This window comes from Phyllobacterium sp. LjRoot231, assembly GCF_964253365.1.
Lineage (GTDB): Bacteria > Pseudomonadota > Alphaproteobacteria > Rhizobiales > Rhizobiaceae > Phyllobacterium.
Genome location: NZ_CAXUQT020000001.1, coordinates 4,359,215 through 4,373,478 on the forward strand (window position 1 = coordinate 4,359,215; position 14,264 = coordinate 4,373,478).

At 57.5% G+C, this 14,264-nt stretch carries 11 protein-coding genes and 1 pseudogene; 7 read left to right on the forward strand and 5 right to left on the reverse strand.

Features of this window, described 5'->3' with window-relative positions; translation table 11 throughout:
• Nucleotides 1-52 precede the first annotated feature (52 nt).
• From ACSQ3H_RS21790 to ACSQ3H_RS21800, 3 genes and pseudogenes are all read left to right on the forward strand, one after another.
• Nucleotides 53-742 carry a B3/B4 domain-containing protein gene (locus ACSQ3H_RS21790; protein WP_436118967.1) on the forward strand — a complete coding sequence of 230 codons (690 nt, stop codon included), beginning with the start codon at nt 53-55 and terminating at the stop codon, nt 740-742.
• Nucleotides 743-800: 58 nt separating this feature from the next.
• Nucleotides 801-1,437, forward strand: a pseudogene (locus ACSQ3H_RS21795) (LysE family translocator).
• Nucleotides 1,438-1,454: 17 nt separating this feature from the next.
• Entirely contained in the window at nt 1,455-2,372 is a 918-nt protein-coding gene (locus ACSQ3H_RS21800) for a dihydrodipicolinate synthase family protein (protein ID WP_436119530.1), read from the forward strand.
• Between the two features lie 357 nt (nt 2,373-2,729).
• Here the strand turns inward: ACSQ3H_RS21800 and ACSQ3H_RS21805 are convergent, their stop codons facing one another.
• Genes ACSQ3H_RS21805 through ACSQ3H_RS21820 form a run of 4 tightly spaced genes read right to left on the reverse strand, consistent with a single transcriptional unit; the run spans nt 2,730 to nt 9,206 of the window.
• Nucleotides 2,730-3,968: an alpha/beta hydrolase gene (locus ACSQ3H_RS21805; RefSeq protein WP_436118968.1), complete on the reverse strand. Its 1,239-nt coding sequence runs from the start codon at nt 3,966-3,968 to the stop codon at nt 2,730-2,732.
• Nucleotides 3,965-7,069, reverse strand: a complete 3,105-nt coding sequence (locus tag ACSQ3H_RS21810) for an efflux RND transporter permease subunit (RefSeq protein ID WP_436118969.1) — start codon at nt 7,067-7,069, stop codon at nt 3,965-3,967. Before ACSQ3H_RS21810 ends, ACSQ3H_RS21805 begins: the two co-directional genes overlap by 4 nt.
• A complete protein-coding gene (locus tag ACSQ3H_RS21815) occupies nt 7,066-8,151 on the reverse strand; it encodes an efflux RND transporter periplasmic adaptor subunit (RefSeq protein ID WP_436118970.1) in 1,086 nt (361 codons plus the stop codon). Before ACSQ3H_RS21815 ends, ACSQ3H_RS21810 begins: the two co-directional genes overlap by 4 nt.
• Nucleotides 8,148-9,206: an efflux RND transporter periplasmic adaptor subunit gene (locus ACSQ3H_RS21820; protein WP_436118971.1), complete on the reverse strand. Its 1,059-nt coding sequence runs from the start codon at nt 9,204-9,206 to the stop codon at nt 8,148-8,150. Before ACSQ3H_RS21820 ends, ACSQ3H_RS21815 begins: the two co-directional genes overlap by 4 nt.
• A gap of 183 nt (nt 9,207-9,389) precedes the next feature.
• On the opposite strand from ACSQ3H_RS21820, the gene ACSQ3H_RS21825 reads away from it, so the two are divergent.
• The 3 genes from ACSQ3H_RS21825 to ACSQ3H_RS21835 all read left to right on the forward strand — a co-directional run bounded on the left by ACSQ3H_RS21825 (nt 9,390) and on the right by ACSQ3H_RS21835 (nt 11,476).
• Complete coding sequence (locus ACSQ3H_RS21825) at nt 9,390-10,052, forward strand: TetR/AcrR family transcriptional regulator (RefSeq protein WP_436118972.1); 663 nt, start codon at nt 9,390-9,392, stop codon at nt 10,050-10,052.
• A 44-nt stretch (nt 10,053-10,096) separates the two neighbouring features.
• On the forward strand, nt 10,097-10,639 hold the full coding sequence (locus tag ACSQ3H_RS21830; protein WP_436118973.1) for a TetR/AcrR family transcriptional regulator: 543 nt from the start codon (nt 10,097-10,099) through the stop codon (nt 10,637-10,639).
• 159 nt (nt 10,640-10,798) lie between these two features.
• Entirely contained in the window at nt 10,799-11,476 is a 678-nt protein-coding gene (locus ACSQ3H_RS21835; RefSeq protein WP_436118974.1) for a TetR/AcrR family transcriptional regulator, read from the forward strand.
• 686 nt (nt 11,477-12,162) lie between these two features.
• Here the strand turns inward: ACSQ3H_RS21835 and ACSQ3H_RS21840 are convergent.
• Nucleotides 12,163-13,062, reverse strand: coding sequence for a LysR family transcriptional regulator (locus tag ACSQ3H_RS21840; RefSeq protein ID WP_436118975.1), 900 nt, complete (start codon nt 13,060-13,062; stop codon nt 12,163-12,165).
• Nucleotides 13,063-13,173: 111 nt separating this feature from the next.
• Between ACSQ3H_RS21840 and ACSQ3H_RS21845 the strand changes: the two genes are divergently transcribed.
• Nucleotides 13,174-14,256 carry a 4-oxalomesaconate tautomerase gene (locus ACSQ3H_RS21845; RefSeq protein WP_436118976.1) on the forward strand — a complete coding sequence of 361 codons (1,083 nt, stop codon included), beginning with the start codon at nt 13,174-13,176 and terminating at the stop codon, nt 14,254-14,256.
• The last annotated feature ends 8 nt before the right edge of the window (nt 14,257-14,264 follow it).

Here is a 14,264-nt window from a genome sequence, read left to right on the forward strand (position 1 = left end):
TGGTCGCACCGCTCATGGATTGCTTTTGCTTGAATTGATGGAGTTTGCCTGGATGTTTGAAAATCCCCTCATCGACGGTCGAATACAGAATATTGCACCGGGATTTAGAGCGGTGAGCGTTCACGTCGATGCGGCTTCAGCCGGAGAAGGACGTTTCGATCCTCGATTGCTTACGGAAGCCTGCGATTGCGTGTTGGCCGGTTGCCCGGCCTGGGCGGAAACGCATCTGGCGAGTTGGTCCGACGCCTATGTCCGCTTTGGCGCGAAGCCGAACCGCACGCCGTGTTCAGCCCAGGCCCTCAGAAAGCGGGTTCTGAAGGACTACACCATTCCGACGATCAACCCTGTCGTCGACCTCTACAACGCCATCTCCCTGAAATACGCGATCCCGGTGGGTGGAGAGAATTACGACTCCTATGCCGGAAGACCTTTCCTGACGATCGCGGACGGAACGGAGACGTTCGACACTGTAATCAATGGGGAGGAAGTCAACGATCCTCCCGTAGTGGGAGAGGTCATCTGGCGCGACGACATTGGCGTCACCTGCAGACGCTGGAACTGGCGACAGGGAACTCGAACCCGTCTGGAGACCGCAAAAGGCCGGATGTGGTTCATATTGGAGGCGTTGGAAACCATGCCGGACGAAGCGCTGGCGGAGGCGACGGATGCATTGGCCGAAGGGCTGAACGCGTTGATGCCGGGCTGCACGATCGTAAGCCAAACTATCGCCATCGCCAAATGACGTGCCCGGTCGAGTGATTGAACCCATCGATCTGAGTTGAGATTTCAAGAGTAAGCGAATGAATGTCGATCCCCATCAGTTGCTCATTGTCTACACAGCATATGTCATCGCCGCGGGAAGCCCCGGTCCGAGCAATATGCGTATCATGGGCGTGGCGATGGCTCGCGGCAGAGGTGCTGCGCTGGTGCTCGCCTCGGGCGTCGTCAGCGGCTCGATCTTCTGGGGCCTGATGGCCTCGACAGGCATCTCCGCCTTATTGGCCAGGTACGCCCAGGCACTGCTCGTTCTTCAAGTTTTCGGGGGCCTCTACCTGCTATTCCTCGCCTTCAGGGCGGGACGGGCAGCCCTCACGTCGAACGAGAAGCTGGCAGCGCGCGTCGGGTGACGACGTCGCTCTTTCCCGGGGTGCGCTCTATCGAAGGGGCCTCTTGATGCACTTGGCGAACCCAAAATCCGTGCTGGCCTGGATCGCGCTGGTCACGCTTGGCATCGGTCCGAATTCGACATGGGAGAGCACCACGACGATATTGGGTGGCTGCGCCGTCCTGAGCGTCACGATCTTCTGCGGCTACGCCATTGTCTTCTCCACACCTCCAATGGTGGCTCTGTATCGCCGCTGCCGCCGCTGGATCGAAAGTCTGCTGGCGATGTTCTTCGCGTTCGCTGGGCTGCGCATGTTGCTCTCAGGTATTTAGTTTCGAAAGGATAGATGATGCCCTTGTTTCATGGCCTGTCGGCGTTCCCCCTCACTCCAACCGATCCAGAAGGACATATTGACACCGAGGCGCTGGCTCGTTTTCTCGAGCGCATCCATCAGGCGGGAGCAGATTCCATCGGCCTTCTCGGCAGCACAGGCGGTTATGCTTATCTCACAAGGGAGCAACGCAAGCGTGCCGTCCAGGCTGCCGTGGAATGCAACGGCGGCAAAACGCCTCTCATCGTGGGCGTGGGAGCATTGCGTACCGACGAAGCTCAAGCCTTGGCGCGCGATGCCAAATCCGCAGGCGCTGACGGCCTGCTCCTGGCGCCCATGTCCTACGTTCCCCTGAAAGAGGACGAAGTCTTCCAGCATTTCGTCGCCGTGGCAGAGGCGGGGGACCTGCCTTTGTGCATATACAACAATCCAGGCACCACGCGTTTCACATTCAGCGATGCATTGATCGCCCGGCTGTCAGCGGTATCTAACATCGTCGCCGTGAAAATGCCTTTGGCGGCAGATGACGATTACGCGGGGGAACTGGCACGCCTGCGGCAGATGACCCCTGGCACGTTCACAATCGGCTACAGCGGTGATTGGGGTGCGGCCGATGCTTTGCTCGCCGGATGTGACACCTGGTACAGCGTTTCGGCAGGTCTGCTGGCGGCCCCGGCGCTTACCCTCACGCGGGCAGCGCAGTCCGGCAACGCTGGGGAGACCGCTCGGTTGAACCACGCTTTCGAACCGCTCTGGGCCTTGTTCAAGCGGTACGGCAGCTTCCGCGTCATGTTCGTGATTGCCGACCTCCTGGGTCTGGCGCACGTCCAGCCGCCGCGCCCGGTTTTGCCGTTGCCGGAGGACACCAGAGATGACATCAGGCAGGCATTGGAGACGCTCGAGCTCGCCGACAGGGGTGCCCAGTGCAACTGCTAAAGTTATTGGTGCAAAGCGAGCGTGCTGGCCAAGCTCCTCGTCGGCTTGCGCCTGACGGATCGGTCTGCAAGGACAGCGTATTAAACGTTAAGTGGTGCAATGATCTCCGCGCGACCCAGCGAGGCAAGTCGGGTCCGCGCGTTTCGATGAGGGGCAACCAGCCATCATCCGTCACATAGGTATCGCGGCGATCGCCATTCTGGACACGATCAAACAAGCCATCCTTGGCTCCGGTAATCTGCGTGACAATATGGAGGTCGGAATAAGAGCCAGCTAAGCGTGCCAAGCCATTGCCCACTGCGGGACAAATGCTTGCGTGGAACTCCCGTGATCATGCGTGGCAGATTTCTCAAAAACCTAATATGCAATCTGCCCGTTGACAGTCTGGGAAAACGAAGTGCCAACCTGTTGGAATTGCCGGGAGAGCTGCCGGCGGGCGGCAGGACTGACGATGGCGACGGGCGCCGTCACCGCCGCACCCGCAGTTGAACCCACAACCCGCATCGTCCCAAGCGCTGTTACCCCGACCCGATCGGCAAGCGAGACGTCGCCTGTATCGAGCGATTGCCCGGATAATCTCTGGCCGAGAAGCTGCACCATTTCCGGGTTGTCGGCAAAGGTGTTGTGCGCGAGCGGATCAGCTGCCTTGATATCCGTCGTGTCGATAATTGTGATCCCAAGCTGCTTCAGTTCGGGCGCGTAGGGCCGTAGATCTGCAGCGCCGACACGGTCAACATCTCCCGAAACCCATTTGGATACGGCGAGCGCCCGATCGCCCCGGGAGGCAAAGATCGTGAATTGTGGCCGTTTGGGTCCCATTTCGATGAGCTGCCGCCGGAACACATCGACATCGATGTCTGGCGAGGCCAGTACTACATTCTTGATTTTTGGCGATATGCCCTTGTCCCGCATGGCGACGCCACGCAGTGCCTCCACGGTGAGCCAGCTTCCCATCGAATGGGCCAGTATCGTCACTTCACCGACGTCGGGACTGCGTATCGCCTGGCGAAGCAGCTCTTCAAGGGCAAAACGGGAGAAGTTTGTACTCTCCTTGTCGTAGACATAGTCGAAAACGCTGCCCCGCGACGGCCAGGTGAACAGGACTGGCGCGGCACTCGTCCGGGCGTCGTGCGCGATCTGCGCGAAACGATAGACCGCATCGGAATAGGTATTGTTGAAGCCGTGCACGTAAATGAGCACCCGCTTCTTTGGACCCCGGTTGCGTTTCAGCCAGGTTAGAACCCGGTTTTCGGAGGCAAGCTCTTCCGTCTTGAGCGTGACAAAATCCTTGACGGGATCGCCTGGCAGTCGGGAGGGCCACTGAACCTCGCCAATTTTCCGGGTCTTGTCCGGCGGTACCGAGACCACGATGTTGGTCATTGAAATCGCCGTTGCTCGTTCGCCGGAAAAAAGCATGCCGGGATCGCTCACCGGCTCACGTGTGGTCGCGACCAACATGTCCACCTTGCTTGCGCCTGGCGCGGTCTCCGCGACCGGCGCAAGCACGTTTCCTGGATGCGTCGCACAGGCCGAGAGCAAGAGAGACAACGCCATTGCTAGGCATTTCGAACCTGTCGCCAGTTTGCTCGCCTTCATAGGCTCTCGCTCGCGACCACGCTGTCAGCTGTCATCTCCGAATGGCTGGCGTTCGAATCTGTTCCTGGCGCCTTGATCCGGAACCAGGCGATGTAAAGCGCCGGCAGGAACAGCAGCGTCAAAACCGTTCCGACGATGATGCCGCCCATCATCGCGTATGCCATCGGCCCCCAGAAGATTTCACGGGCGATCGGAATGAGTGCAAGGCTGGCGGCGGCGGCCGTCAGCATGATGGGACGCATGCGGTGTTCGGTTGCCTCGACAACGGCGTTCCAAGGGTCCTTGCCCTCCTGTCGCAAATCTTCGATCTGAACAACGAGAATGACCGAATTTCGGATCAGGATGCCGATCAGCGCAAGAACGCCAAGGAGGGCGACGAACCCAAGCGGTGCACCGCTTGGCAGCAATGCTGCGACCACACCGATAACCGCGAGTGGCGCAACCGCGAAGACAAGGAAGAGCCGCTGGAAGCTTTGCAACTGGATCATCAAAAGAGTGATCATGGCAAACAACATCAAGGGGGCGACTGCGGCAATCGGTGCCTGCGCCTTGCTGCTCTCTTCGACAGCACCGCCGACAGCAACGCCATAGCCGGCCGGAAGCTTTTCGGCGAATTCCTTCACCTTGGGGGCCAATTGCGAAACAACCGTTGCGGGCTGAAGCGTTCCGAGGACATTTGCCTTCACCGTTATGGTGGGCTGGCGGGCACGACGCCAGACGACGGGCTGCTCCAGCTCATAGTGGAAGTTGGCAACAGCCGCAGCCGGCACAGATTGCCCATTGCTTGCCTGCAATTCGATATTGCGGAGTTGATCAATCGATCCGCGTTCATCGGCACGGGCCCGCGCTACGACGTCCACAAGATAGATGGAATCCCTGACCTGGGTGACCGTCGTACCTCCAACGACCGCATTCAATGCTGACGCAATGGTTTCGGACGAAATGCCAAGCTGTCTTGCCTTGTCTTGCAACACATCGACTTTGATGACCCGTGCAGGTTCGTTCCAGTCGAAGGTGATTTCTCCGACCGACGGGGTTTCGGCAACGAGGTTCGCCATCTGTTGAGAATAATCGCGCACTTGCTGAAAGTCGGGACCATTGACACGGTACTGGACGGGCCGTCCGACCGGCGGACCGATGTCGAGAAGATGTACGAACGCATCGGTCCCGGGAAACTGATCCTTTAACCATTGCTGGAATTGTTCCCGCAACCGGTCACGCGCCTCCAGACTCTTCGTCACGATGATCGTTTGACCAAAGAACGGATTGGCGGGTTGAACGTCAAAGGACAGTACGAAACGGATAGCGCCCTGCCCGACATAAGAGCTCCAGTGCTCGATTTCGGGATTTCCCGTCAATTGTTCCGCCTCGAATTTGTCCATTTGCGCCTTGGTTTCAACGATCGAGGCGTTCTGCGGCAGGTTCCAGTCAACGATCAGTTCATGGCGATCGGAGTTGGGAAAAAACTGCTGTTGGACATGGCCCAGGCCATAGAGGGAGGCGACAAAAATGGCGACTGTCACGGCAATTGTCGCCCAACGAAAACGCATGCAAAGCAAAAGCATGCGTTGGAACAACCGGGCAAACCAACCCGGATTGGCATGCTTGTTCTTCATCGTTTTGGGAAGCAACGTTACCCCGAGCAACGGCGTAAAGATCACGGCTACAACCCATGATACAACGAGGGAGACGGCGATAACCACGAACAGCGTGTAGGTAAACTCCCCGGCAGAACTGCTGTTGAGGCCGACAGGAATAAAGCCCGAAACCGTCACGAGCGTTCCCGTCAGCATGGGAAAGGCGGTGGATGTATAGACATAGGTGGCGGCTTTACGCAAAGAGTCTCCCGCCTCCAGTCGCGCAACCATCATCTCAACGGCAATCATCGCATCATCGACGAGTAGACCAAGGGCGATGATCAGTGCGCCAAGAGAGATCCGCTGAAGCGAGATTCCCATATATTCCATCACCATGAACGTGATGGCGAGAACAAGCGGAATAGCCAGTGCGACGACAAGGCCCGCACGCATGCCAAGACTAACAAAGCTGACGGCGAGCACGATGGCCACGGCTTCAAAGAGCGCCCGTGTGAAACCGGAGACTGCCTCTTCCACGATCTGTGGCTGATCGGAAACCAGATGGACCCCAACGCCGGCCGGAAGGTCAGCGGTAATCTGTTTCATCTGCGCCTTGAGATGTTCGCCAAATTCGAGGAGGTTACCGTTTTGTTTCATGCCGATTGCAAGGCCAATGGCCTCTTTGCCATTGACGCGAAACAGGCTCGTCGGCGGATCAACATAACCGCGGGTGACTTTGGCGACATCGCTCAGCCGAAAGAAACGATCGTTGACCCGCAGATTGATCGCCTCAAGGCTCTTTTCCGAGGTGAACTGGCCATTGACACGTATCATTACCCGCTCCGGGCCCGTCTCCACGACGCCGGACGGGGTGATCGCATTTTGTGCCTGCAGCGTGCTGATGATGGCCTGCTGGTCGATCCCGAGTGCGGCGACCTGCTTGGTCGAAAACTCGAGATAAATGACCTCGTCCTGTGCCCCGACGAGTTCGACCTTGCCGACATCGGGTACGGTCAGGATTTTCCGGCGCACGTCTTCGACATAATCGCGCAGTTGCCGCCGGCTTAGCCCGTCGGCAGTGAACCCATAGACATTTCCGAAAACATCGCCGAACTGGTCATTGAAAAAGGGACCAACGACTCCCTGCGGGAGGTCCGATGAAATATCCCTGATCATGTTGCGGACGCGGACCCAGGTCTGCGTCACGGCCTCCCCGCGCACTGTATCCTTCAGGTTGACGAAAATCGTTGTCGTGCCGGGCGAACTGACACTGCGCGTGTAGTCGAGGGTATCGAGTTCCTCAAGCTTCTTCTCGATGCGTTCGGTGACCTGGGTCGTCGTGTCTTCGATCGACGCTCCCGGCCATTGCGCCGAGATCACCATGGTTTTGATGGTGAAGTTGGGATCTTCCTCCCGCCCGAGATTGATGTACGAGAAAATCCCGGCAACCGTGAAGATGATCATGAAATACCAGACGAGAGAGCGGTGTTCGAGCGCCCACTCGGAAAGATTGAACTTCTTCATAGTGACTTCCCGTCTGTCATCTTGATCTTCTGACCTTCGCTCAGGCTGTGAACGCCGGCGGTCGCGATACTGTCGCCGTCGAAAAGCCCCACGGCGACAATCGCCTCTGCGTCCGTGCGGCTTTCCAGCGTGACCTCTTTGGTCGAGACTGTCCCGAGCTTTCCGTCGATGAGCCAGACGAATGTCTTGCCATCCCTGTCCAGAATTGCTGTGGCCGGAACATGCATTCTCTGATCTGCCGCGGTTGCAAGATAGGCGGTGATCGTTGTGCCCAACCTGAATCCTTCCGGCGGTTGTTCGAGTGTAATGCGGGTGCGGCGCGTACGGGTTGCCTCGTCTGCCTGCGGCGCGATCTGGCGCACAGTGCCCGTCGTGCGGATTGTTGGATCGATCTGCAGGGTTACCTGAAACTTGCTGCCGACCTTGACCGTTCCCGCAACGGATTCCGGAATGTCAACGACTGCTTCACGGACGTCGGGCCGGGCGACAACGGCGACCAGCTGGCCCGCTGTCACGGTCTGGCCGACCTCGGCCTGGAGGGACGTGACGACGCCGTCAAAATCGGAGCGCAAGATGGCGTAGCCAAGATCTTCCTTCGCCTTCGTCAGGTTTGCTTCGGCCTGGACAACAGCAGCGACGGCAGCTTCGTGGGCCTGCTGTGCCTGGTCGAAAGTCGCCTCGGTTGCCGAACTCTGGCTGAGAAGCGTCCGTTGGCGTTCTTCGGTTGTCGCCGCATTGGCAAGTTGTGCCCTCGCTGACGACAAGCTCGCCTCTGACGCCTGTACCGCCAGCTCAAGTGCAAGCGGATCGATTGCTGCCAATTCCTGGCCATTGATGACCTGATCGCCAACCGAAACATCGCGGCGGACGATACGGCCCAGCGTACGAAAGCCGAGCTGGGTTTCATAACGAGGTTCAACCTTCCCGGCAAACCCCCGAATCTGCACCGGCTGAATCTTCACGACCGTAGACAGGACAGGGCGCACGATCTCAGGCTCCACGGCATCCTGTTCTTGCTGGCATGCGGCGAGGACACAGGCCGCAAGACCAACGCTCGCGCTATAGACGAGAATACGCTTCATGATTGAACCTCGCTCTTGACCGCAACAACCTGCGAAGGCCGCAGGCGGGCACCGCCGGAGCTTACAGCTTGTTCACCGGCTCTTAGACCACCCCTGATCACGACGCTCATCGACTCGTATGCTGCCACATTGACCGCACGCAGGCTGACTGCATGGGTCTGCGGATCGATTACCCAAACCGCAGGCTTGCCGTTGTCGGAAGTCAACACCGAGGAGGGAAGGATAGCCGCGTTGACCGCAGGGAGCTTGGCGGTCCCCACGACGACCGAACCCAGCGCCAGTTCCGGACGCGGGTTTTGGACAGTAACTTTCACCCGCACGGTGCCGGAAGCATCGTCTACGGTAGGGGCAACCTCTCTAATCACCCCCTCGCTGGTGATTAAAGGGGCGTCAAGCAAGGCAAGCTGGACTCGGCGATCATCCAGTCTGGTTGTCACCAACCCTTCATAAACATTGAAAACTGCGTCCCGCGGTCCATCCAGCGCAACGGTAAAGGCGGCTGAAGCAATCTGGGTCACCTGCCCGACCTCGATGTTGCGGGCGGTGACAATGCCTGGGGCGTCGGCTCTAAGCTCGGAATAGGAAAGTGTATCGCGGGCCGCATCAAGCTGGGCTCTTGCTGCGTCGAGCGACCCCTGCGCGGTACGCTCCGCCTCCTCAGCGCCGTCGTACGCGCTACGCGTTGTAAAGCCCTGCGCAAGTAGCGCCTTTTGCCGGTTGAACGCAGCTGTCGTTTGGCGAAGCTGCGCTTCGGCAGAACGCACGGACGCTTCGGCCGCGGCAAGGTCGGCCTGCTGCTGTTTGGGATCGATTCGCGCCAGAACTTCCCCGGCGGCAACATGGTCACCGACATCAACCAGCCGCTCAACCACCTTGCCACTCACTCTGAATGAAAGATCGCTATCTACCCTGGCACGTATCTCCCCTGACACGGATACGGTCTGCAAATAGTCCGAGAAGACGACCTTGACCGCCTCCACCGGTGTCGGCGGTCGAGGCGCGGCCGCCTTATCGGGCTGGCAACCGGCGACCAGCAGAAGCGCGAGAAGGCTCATTCGCGCCAGGAACCCCCGGCTCCCTTCACTGCACCCACTGAACCGCTCGACGGGCGCTTGGATGACATTTGGTTCGCACTGCATGACTTTAGATCCCACAAAAACACGAACGCCATATATTATTGACTAACTTTTCAGTCAATATATAAAATGCGGATATGATGCGCACACAGGGATAGGAAAATGGCTGGAAACAAGATTGCACGGAGGCCTTTAGTGGAAACCGAACTCGGGCCGCGAGCTCGCCGCAAAGCACAACGCCCACAAGAAATCCTTCAGGCTGCGTTCGAGGAATTCGTTGAGCGCGGCTATACGGCGACGCGCATCGAAGATGTGGCCGCCCGTGCGGGCGTAACCAAAGGAACGATTTATCTCTACTTTCAGAACAAGGAAGAACTGTTCCAGGACGTCGTAGGCAAGCTTTCGCAGCCGATCTTCGACGAGAAACAATTCCTGGAGCAGCATCAACACCGGTCATGTGATGAACTTGTTCGACTGTTCCTTGATACGCTCTACGAGCACATGACCGTCAATCCGCACTCGCGCGAAATTCTTCGTTTCCTCATTGCCGATGGCCGGAGTTTTCCAAAACTCGTATCGACGCATTTCGACCAGTTCGTCAAACCGCTCCTGACGATGTTTGATCGCATTCTTCAGAAGGGCGTTCGTGAGGGCGTATTTGAAATTTGGGCCGACGACCATATCAGTCAAATATTGATCAGTCCGGCGCTAACCTACGCAATCGACATGCTCCTGGGCGGAGATTCGACGCTGCCCGAACTGAAAACCTATGTGAACACGCACTACGAAATGGTGATGCGAACCATTCGTAAAGCTACCGCTTGATGTTTCGGACACAATGCGACTTCGCGGTAATCGGAGGCACTCCCTTGCTGACCAATTCGACCAGACGCAGTGCAGCGACAGTAGATCAGATTCTTGATGCTACCGAAGAGGTCCTGCTTGCGCATGGAATAACCGGCTTGACCTTGAATGCTGTCGCCGCGCAAGCCAAGATCACCAAAGGCGGTTTACTGTACCATTTTCGAACCAAGAATGATCTGGAGCGAGGCATCGAGAGTCGCTTCATTGCCCGTATCGAGCAGAGGCTTTCGAAACTGCGACCCGCAACCGACAGATTCTCTTCCGCCATGATCGCCGAAATCTGGGACGATTGGCAAAAGGGACCCAAGCACTTTGCATCTTTGATTCTAAGCGCCGGCAATGGTCCTGGATCAGAGCAATTGCGGGCGTTTGGAGCGTCTTTGCTAGGGCGATTCGATGCACAGTCTCCCACGATCCAATATGAACGCCTCAGCTTCTTTGCCATGATCGGACTCATTCTTACCGACCTGCTCAATCTGGTCGAGATATCTGAAGATGAGGCAGCAAGAATTCACCTTGCAATCCAGATGCTGGTAAACAATGGCTGAGCGTCGAGCTTTATATTCACGTTGTTCGTCGGCTCACGACAAGAACTGGACCGGTTTTCAGCCATGCAAAGGTGGCAATCAGGGTAGAGCGTGGCAGGCGACCTGGCGGGGTTCATATCGTTCTCACCCTATCGTCATTACGATGGAATCAACAGGAATATGAAGAATTGGTCGGACGAGCACCCGAAGGCAAAGGCCATGACGCGCAAGAGCGCAGCGATCCTAGAGGCCGCACGGAACACGTTCCTTCGCCTTGGCTATGAAGGCACGAACATGGACACGATTGCCGCCGCCGCCGGAGTGTCCATCATGACCCTTTACCGCCACTCCGAGGGCAAGGACGATCTCTTTCGGGCGGTGATCTCGAATACCTGTGACCATTGGGATAAAAGCAAACGAGCTGATATGGCGGCGCTGGCGGGGAAGCCGCTCAACGTCGTGCTGGTGCTGATGGGAGAGATGTTGCAGGAAAAACTTGCGAATGACGAAACCGCCGCACTGTTCCGCGTGGTCATGGCAGAGAGTTCCCGGTTCCCTCATCTTGCCCAGACGGCGTATAATGCGTTCATTGGGTCGCACGAAGACTCAGTCGAAAGGATACTATTCCATAAAGATGAAACCGGGAGCGTTCCCGGGGCGGATCGCCGGAAGTTGAGTGCGACTTTCGTCAGCCGGCTCGTCGGCGCTGATATACTGCGAGTCCTTCTCGGATTGGAGGGTGCTTCGGCAATAGAGCGTCGCAACCGCGCTCAGTCCGCAACAGACGAACTGTTAGCTGGGTTGCAAAAAGACCGGTATGGCGCGAACGATAGCGGTCGATGCCCACCGTGCCGCTGACGGAGCGTCAGCTTTCGAGCAACGGCTGTGATCGCCGCGAAGTCTGAACCGGTCTAGTCAGCGGACCGGCCGCTTACTTAGTCTCTCGGCCAAGAACCGAACGGTCGGCTACCGGGCCCATCTCGGTCATTTGATGGCGTTGGTTCAGTGGCCGCTATGGCCGCCATGACGAGTAGATGGTGCATATCCGTAATCTAGCTCACCCACCAAATCCAGATAATCAGTGTACCGGACCGCCGCTCATTGGAGATCTGGCTTCAAGTGCCGCCTTGATCGGATTCGATCCGCAGGCCCACCCAATGGGCTTGTCTGAGAGCGATTCCCGAAGAGATGTTATGCGATTTTGGGAGCATATAACGGGAATGGATCATGCAAGAAGGTAGATCTTGGAGGCACACCGCTTCCGCAGTTTGTAACGGCTTGCCAGCCGTCACATACTGCGGAAGTCCAATGTAGCGCTGGCTTTACACACATTGGCCCCGCCAGGGCACTGCAGGCCTCGAACTGTCCCGTCCGAGCGGTCCACGAAAAAAGGAAGTGCCAAGCAATACGGGTACGACCTCTACCCGATGGCGGTACTGAACCAATTGTAGAATGTCTACATTTGCTTCCGACATACCAAAATGGCAGTCGGCTCGAGGGTCAGCATTCGATGCCAATTCACACATACCTTGCCAGACTCGAACTTACCTTTCGGACCAGGTACCAATTAGCATATTGAGGAATCGCTCTGCAGCCGGCGACAAGGTCCCTCCGCGACGCCTCACCACGCCTATTGTTCTTGAAATTGCCGGATTGCGTATCGGGCGGCTAATGAGAAAAGGATGTTCCCCTTGGGGCGTTGCCATCTGCGGCAGCACAGATATGCCAAGCCCGGCTTCGACAAGACCAAGTGACGTCGAAAGGTGCGTTACTTCATAGAACCATCGAAGCTTGATGCTGGACTTCGCCAAAGCCGCATCGAGAAGTGTGCGGTTCGCACTTGACCGGTGAACCGTGATCAAATGGTAAGGTTCCAGGTCAGCCCACCCCACTTCCGCTTTCTCCGCAAGCGGATGATCTTTCCGCGCCGCGAGAACGAATGGATCTTCGACAAGACGCTCGAACGTCAAATCCGGATCGGACGTACCCATGATGTTGATGCCGAACTCCACCTCACCCCGCGCAACGGCCTGCAGGCCGTCGGTCGCTGGTAAATCAAGGATACGGAAACGGATATTGGGATGTTCTTCATTGAACTGCCGGATGACCGTCGGCAGGAAGTAAAACGCAGCGGTGGGAAGGCAGGCAATCGTGACCAGACCGCCCCGATTGACGCCGACATCGCGGACCGCAAACAGCGAACCGTCGAATTCTTCCAACATGCGGCGAACGAGTGGGAGTAATTCCGTCCCCAAAGCTGTCAAAGAGACCTGCCGTGTCGTCCGCTCCAGCAACGGAGCGCCGATCGCCATTTCCAGCTTCTGGATGCGCCGACTGAGCGCGGGCTGAGAGAGATTAAGCGCCTCGGCAGCCCGATGAAAACTCACCAGTTCCACGACACCCAAAAAGGCTCGCAGGTCAAGTATCTCACAATTGATGTTCATAACACATCAATCCTCCGAATCTTCGCATTTCACATATCAATCACTTTACCGCAAAGTGCAAGAAATCGACAGATTGATCTGTTAGGCGCATGAATAAAAGAGCGGCAAATCATGAATGACCTCATTCGTATACCCTGTGTCTTGATGAGAGGTGGTACGTCCAAAGGCCCGTTTTTCCTGGCGTCGGACCTCCCTTCAGATCCGCGCCAGCGCAACCAGATTCTGTTATCCATAATGGGTTCCGGTCATCCGCTGCAGATTGACGGCATCGGCGGTGGCAATCCCGTCACGAGCAAAGTTGCTATCGTCGGTCCGGCGACTGTATTGGGGGCGGATGTCGATTATCTCTTTGCCCAGGTGCGCATCGATCAGCAAATGGTCGACACATCGCCCAATTGCGGCAACATGCTCGCCGCTGTCGGTCCCTTCGCTATCGAAGCCGGCCTCGTCAAGGTAACGGGACCGGTGACGCGGGTGCGAATATACAATGTGAATACGGGCAAGCTTATCGAGGCGGAGGTTCCAACGCCAGAGGGCCAAGTCGCCTATCTTGGCGATGCCTCGATTGACGGCGTTCCCGGCCACGCCGCGCCGATCGCCTTGACATTCATGGATGCCGCCGGTGCTCGTACTGGCAGGCTCTTCCCCACCGGACAGCCTCGCGAGACGATCGACGGCATAGAGGTGACCTGTATCGATTGCGCCATGCCAATGATGATCCTTGAGGCCGGGGCCATCGGGGCAAGCGGTTATGAAACGGCGGCGGAGCTCAATGCAAACAGTGCTCTCCTCGAGCGTCTGGAAAAATTGAGGCTGCAGGCGGGCCAGCGTATGGGTATGGGCGACGTAACCACACAGGTTGCCCCGAAACCGGTACTGATCTCGAAACCAAAAGCCGGCGGCGATCTGAATGTGCGCTATTTCATGCCTCATCAGTGTCATCCCTCGCTCGCCACGACAGGGGCCGTCGGTATTGCTACAGCCTGCATCAGCGACAACACCGTTGCGTCCAGACTGGTTGGCGGACGCAAGCCCCCGGTCGTTCTCGTTCTCGAACATCCAAGCGGACGCTTGGAGGTAAAGTTGGACTCCCGAGACGGCAAGACAGTCGCAGGCATTCTGCGTACGGCCCGCCGTCTGTTCGAGGGCCAGGTCTTTGCAAAACCTATCGCGCAAATGGTTTGCGCGGCATAATTGAAAGC

Excerpts from the sequence above, each read along its gene's own strand:
- ACSQ3H_RS21825 (WP_436118972.1), top strand. The coding sequence starts at position 9,390 with ATGGCTGGAAACAAGATTGCACGGAGGCCTTTAGTGGAAACCGAACTC.
- ACSQ3H_RS21810 (WP_436118969.1), bottom strand. The coding sequence starts at position 7,069 with ATGAAGAAGTTCAATCTTTCCGAGTGGGCGCTCGAACACCGCTCTCTC.
- ACSQ3H_RS21815 (WP_436118970.1), bottom strand. The coding sequence starts at position 8,151 with ATGAAGCGTATTCTCGTCTATAGCGCGAGCGTTGGTCTTGCGGCCTGT.
- ACSQ3H_RS21805 (WP_436118968.1), bottom strand. The coding sequence starts at position 3,968 with ATGAAGGCGAGCAAACTGGCGACAGGTTCGAAATGCCTAGCAATGGCG.
- ACSQ3H_RS21790 (WP_436118967.1), top strand. The coding sequence starts at position 53 with ATGTTTGAAAATCCCCTCATCGACGGTCGAATACAGAATATTGCACCG.
- ACSQ3H_RS21840 (WP_436118975.1), bottom strand. The coding sequence starts at position 13,062 with ATGAACATCAATTGTGAGATACTTGACCTGCGAGCCTTTTTGGGTGTC.
- ACSQ3H_RS21845 (WP_436118976.1), top strand. The coding sequence starts at position 13,174 with ATGAATGACCTCATTCGTATACCCTGTGTCTTGATGAGAGGTGGTACG.
- ACSQ3H_RS21820 (WP_436118971.1), bottom strand. The coding sequence starts at position 9,206 with ATGAGCCTTCTCGCGCTTCTGCTGGTCGCCGGTTGCCAGCCCGATAAG.
- ACSQ3H_RS21800 (WP_436119530.1), top strand. The coding sequence starts at position 1,455 with ATGCCCTTGTTTCATGGCCTGTCGGCGTTCCCCCTCACTCCAACCGAT.
- ACSQ3H_RS21835 (WP_436118974.1), top strand. The coding sequence starts at position 10,799 with ATGAAGAATTGGTCGGACGAGCACCCGAAGGCAAAGGCCATGACGCGC.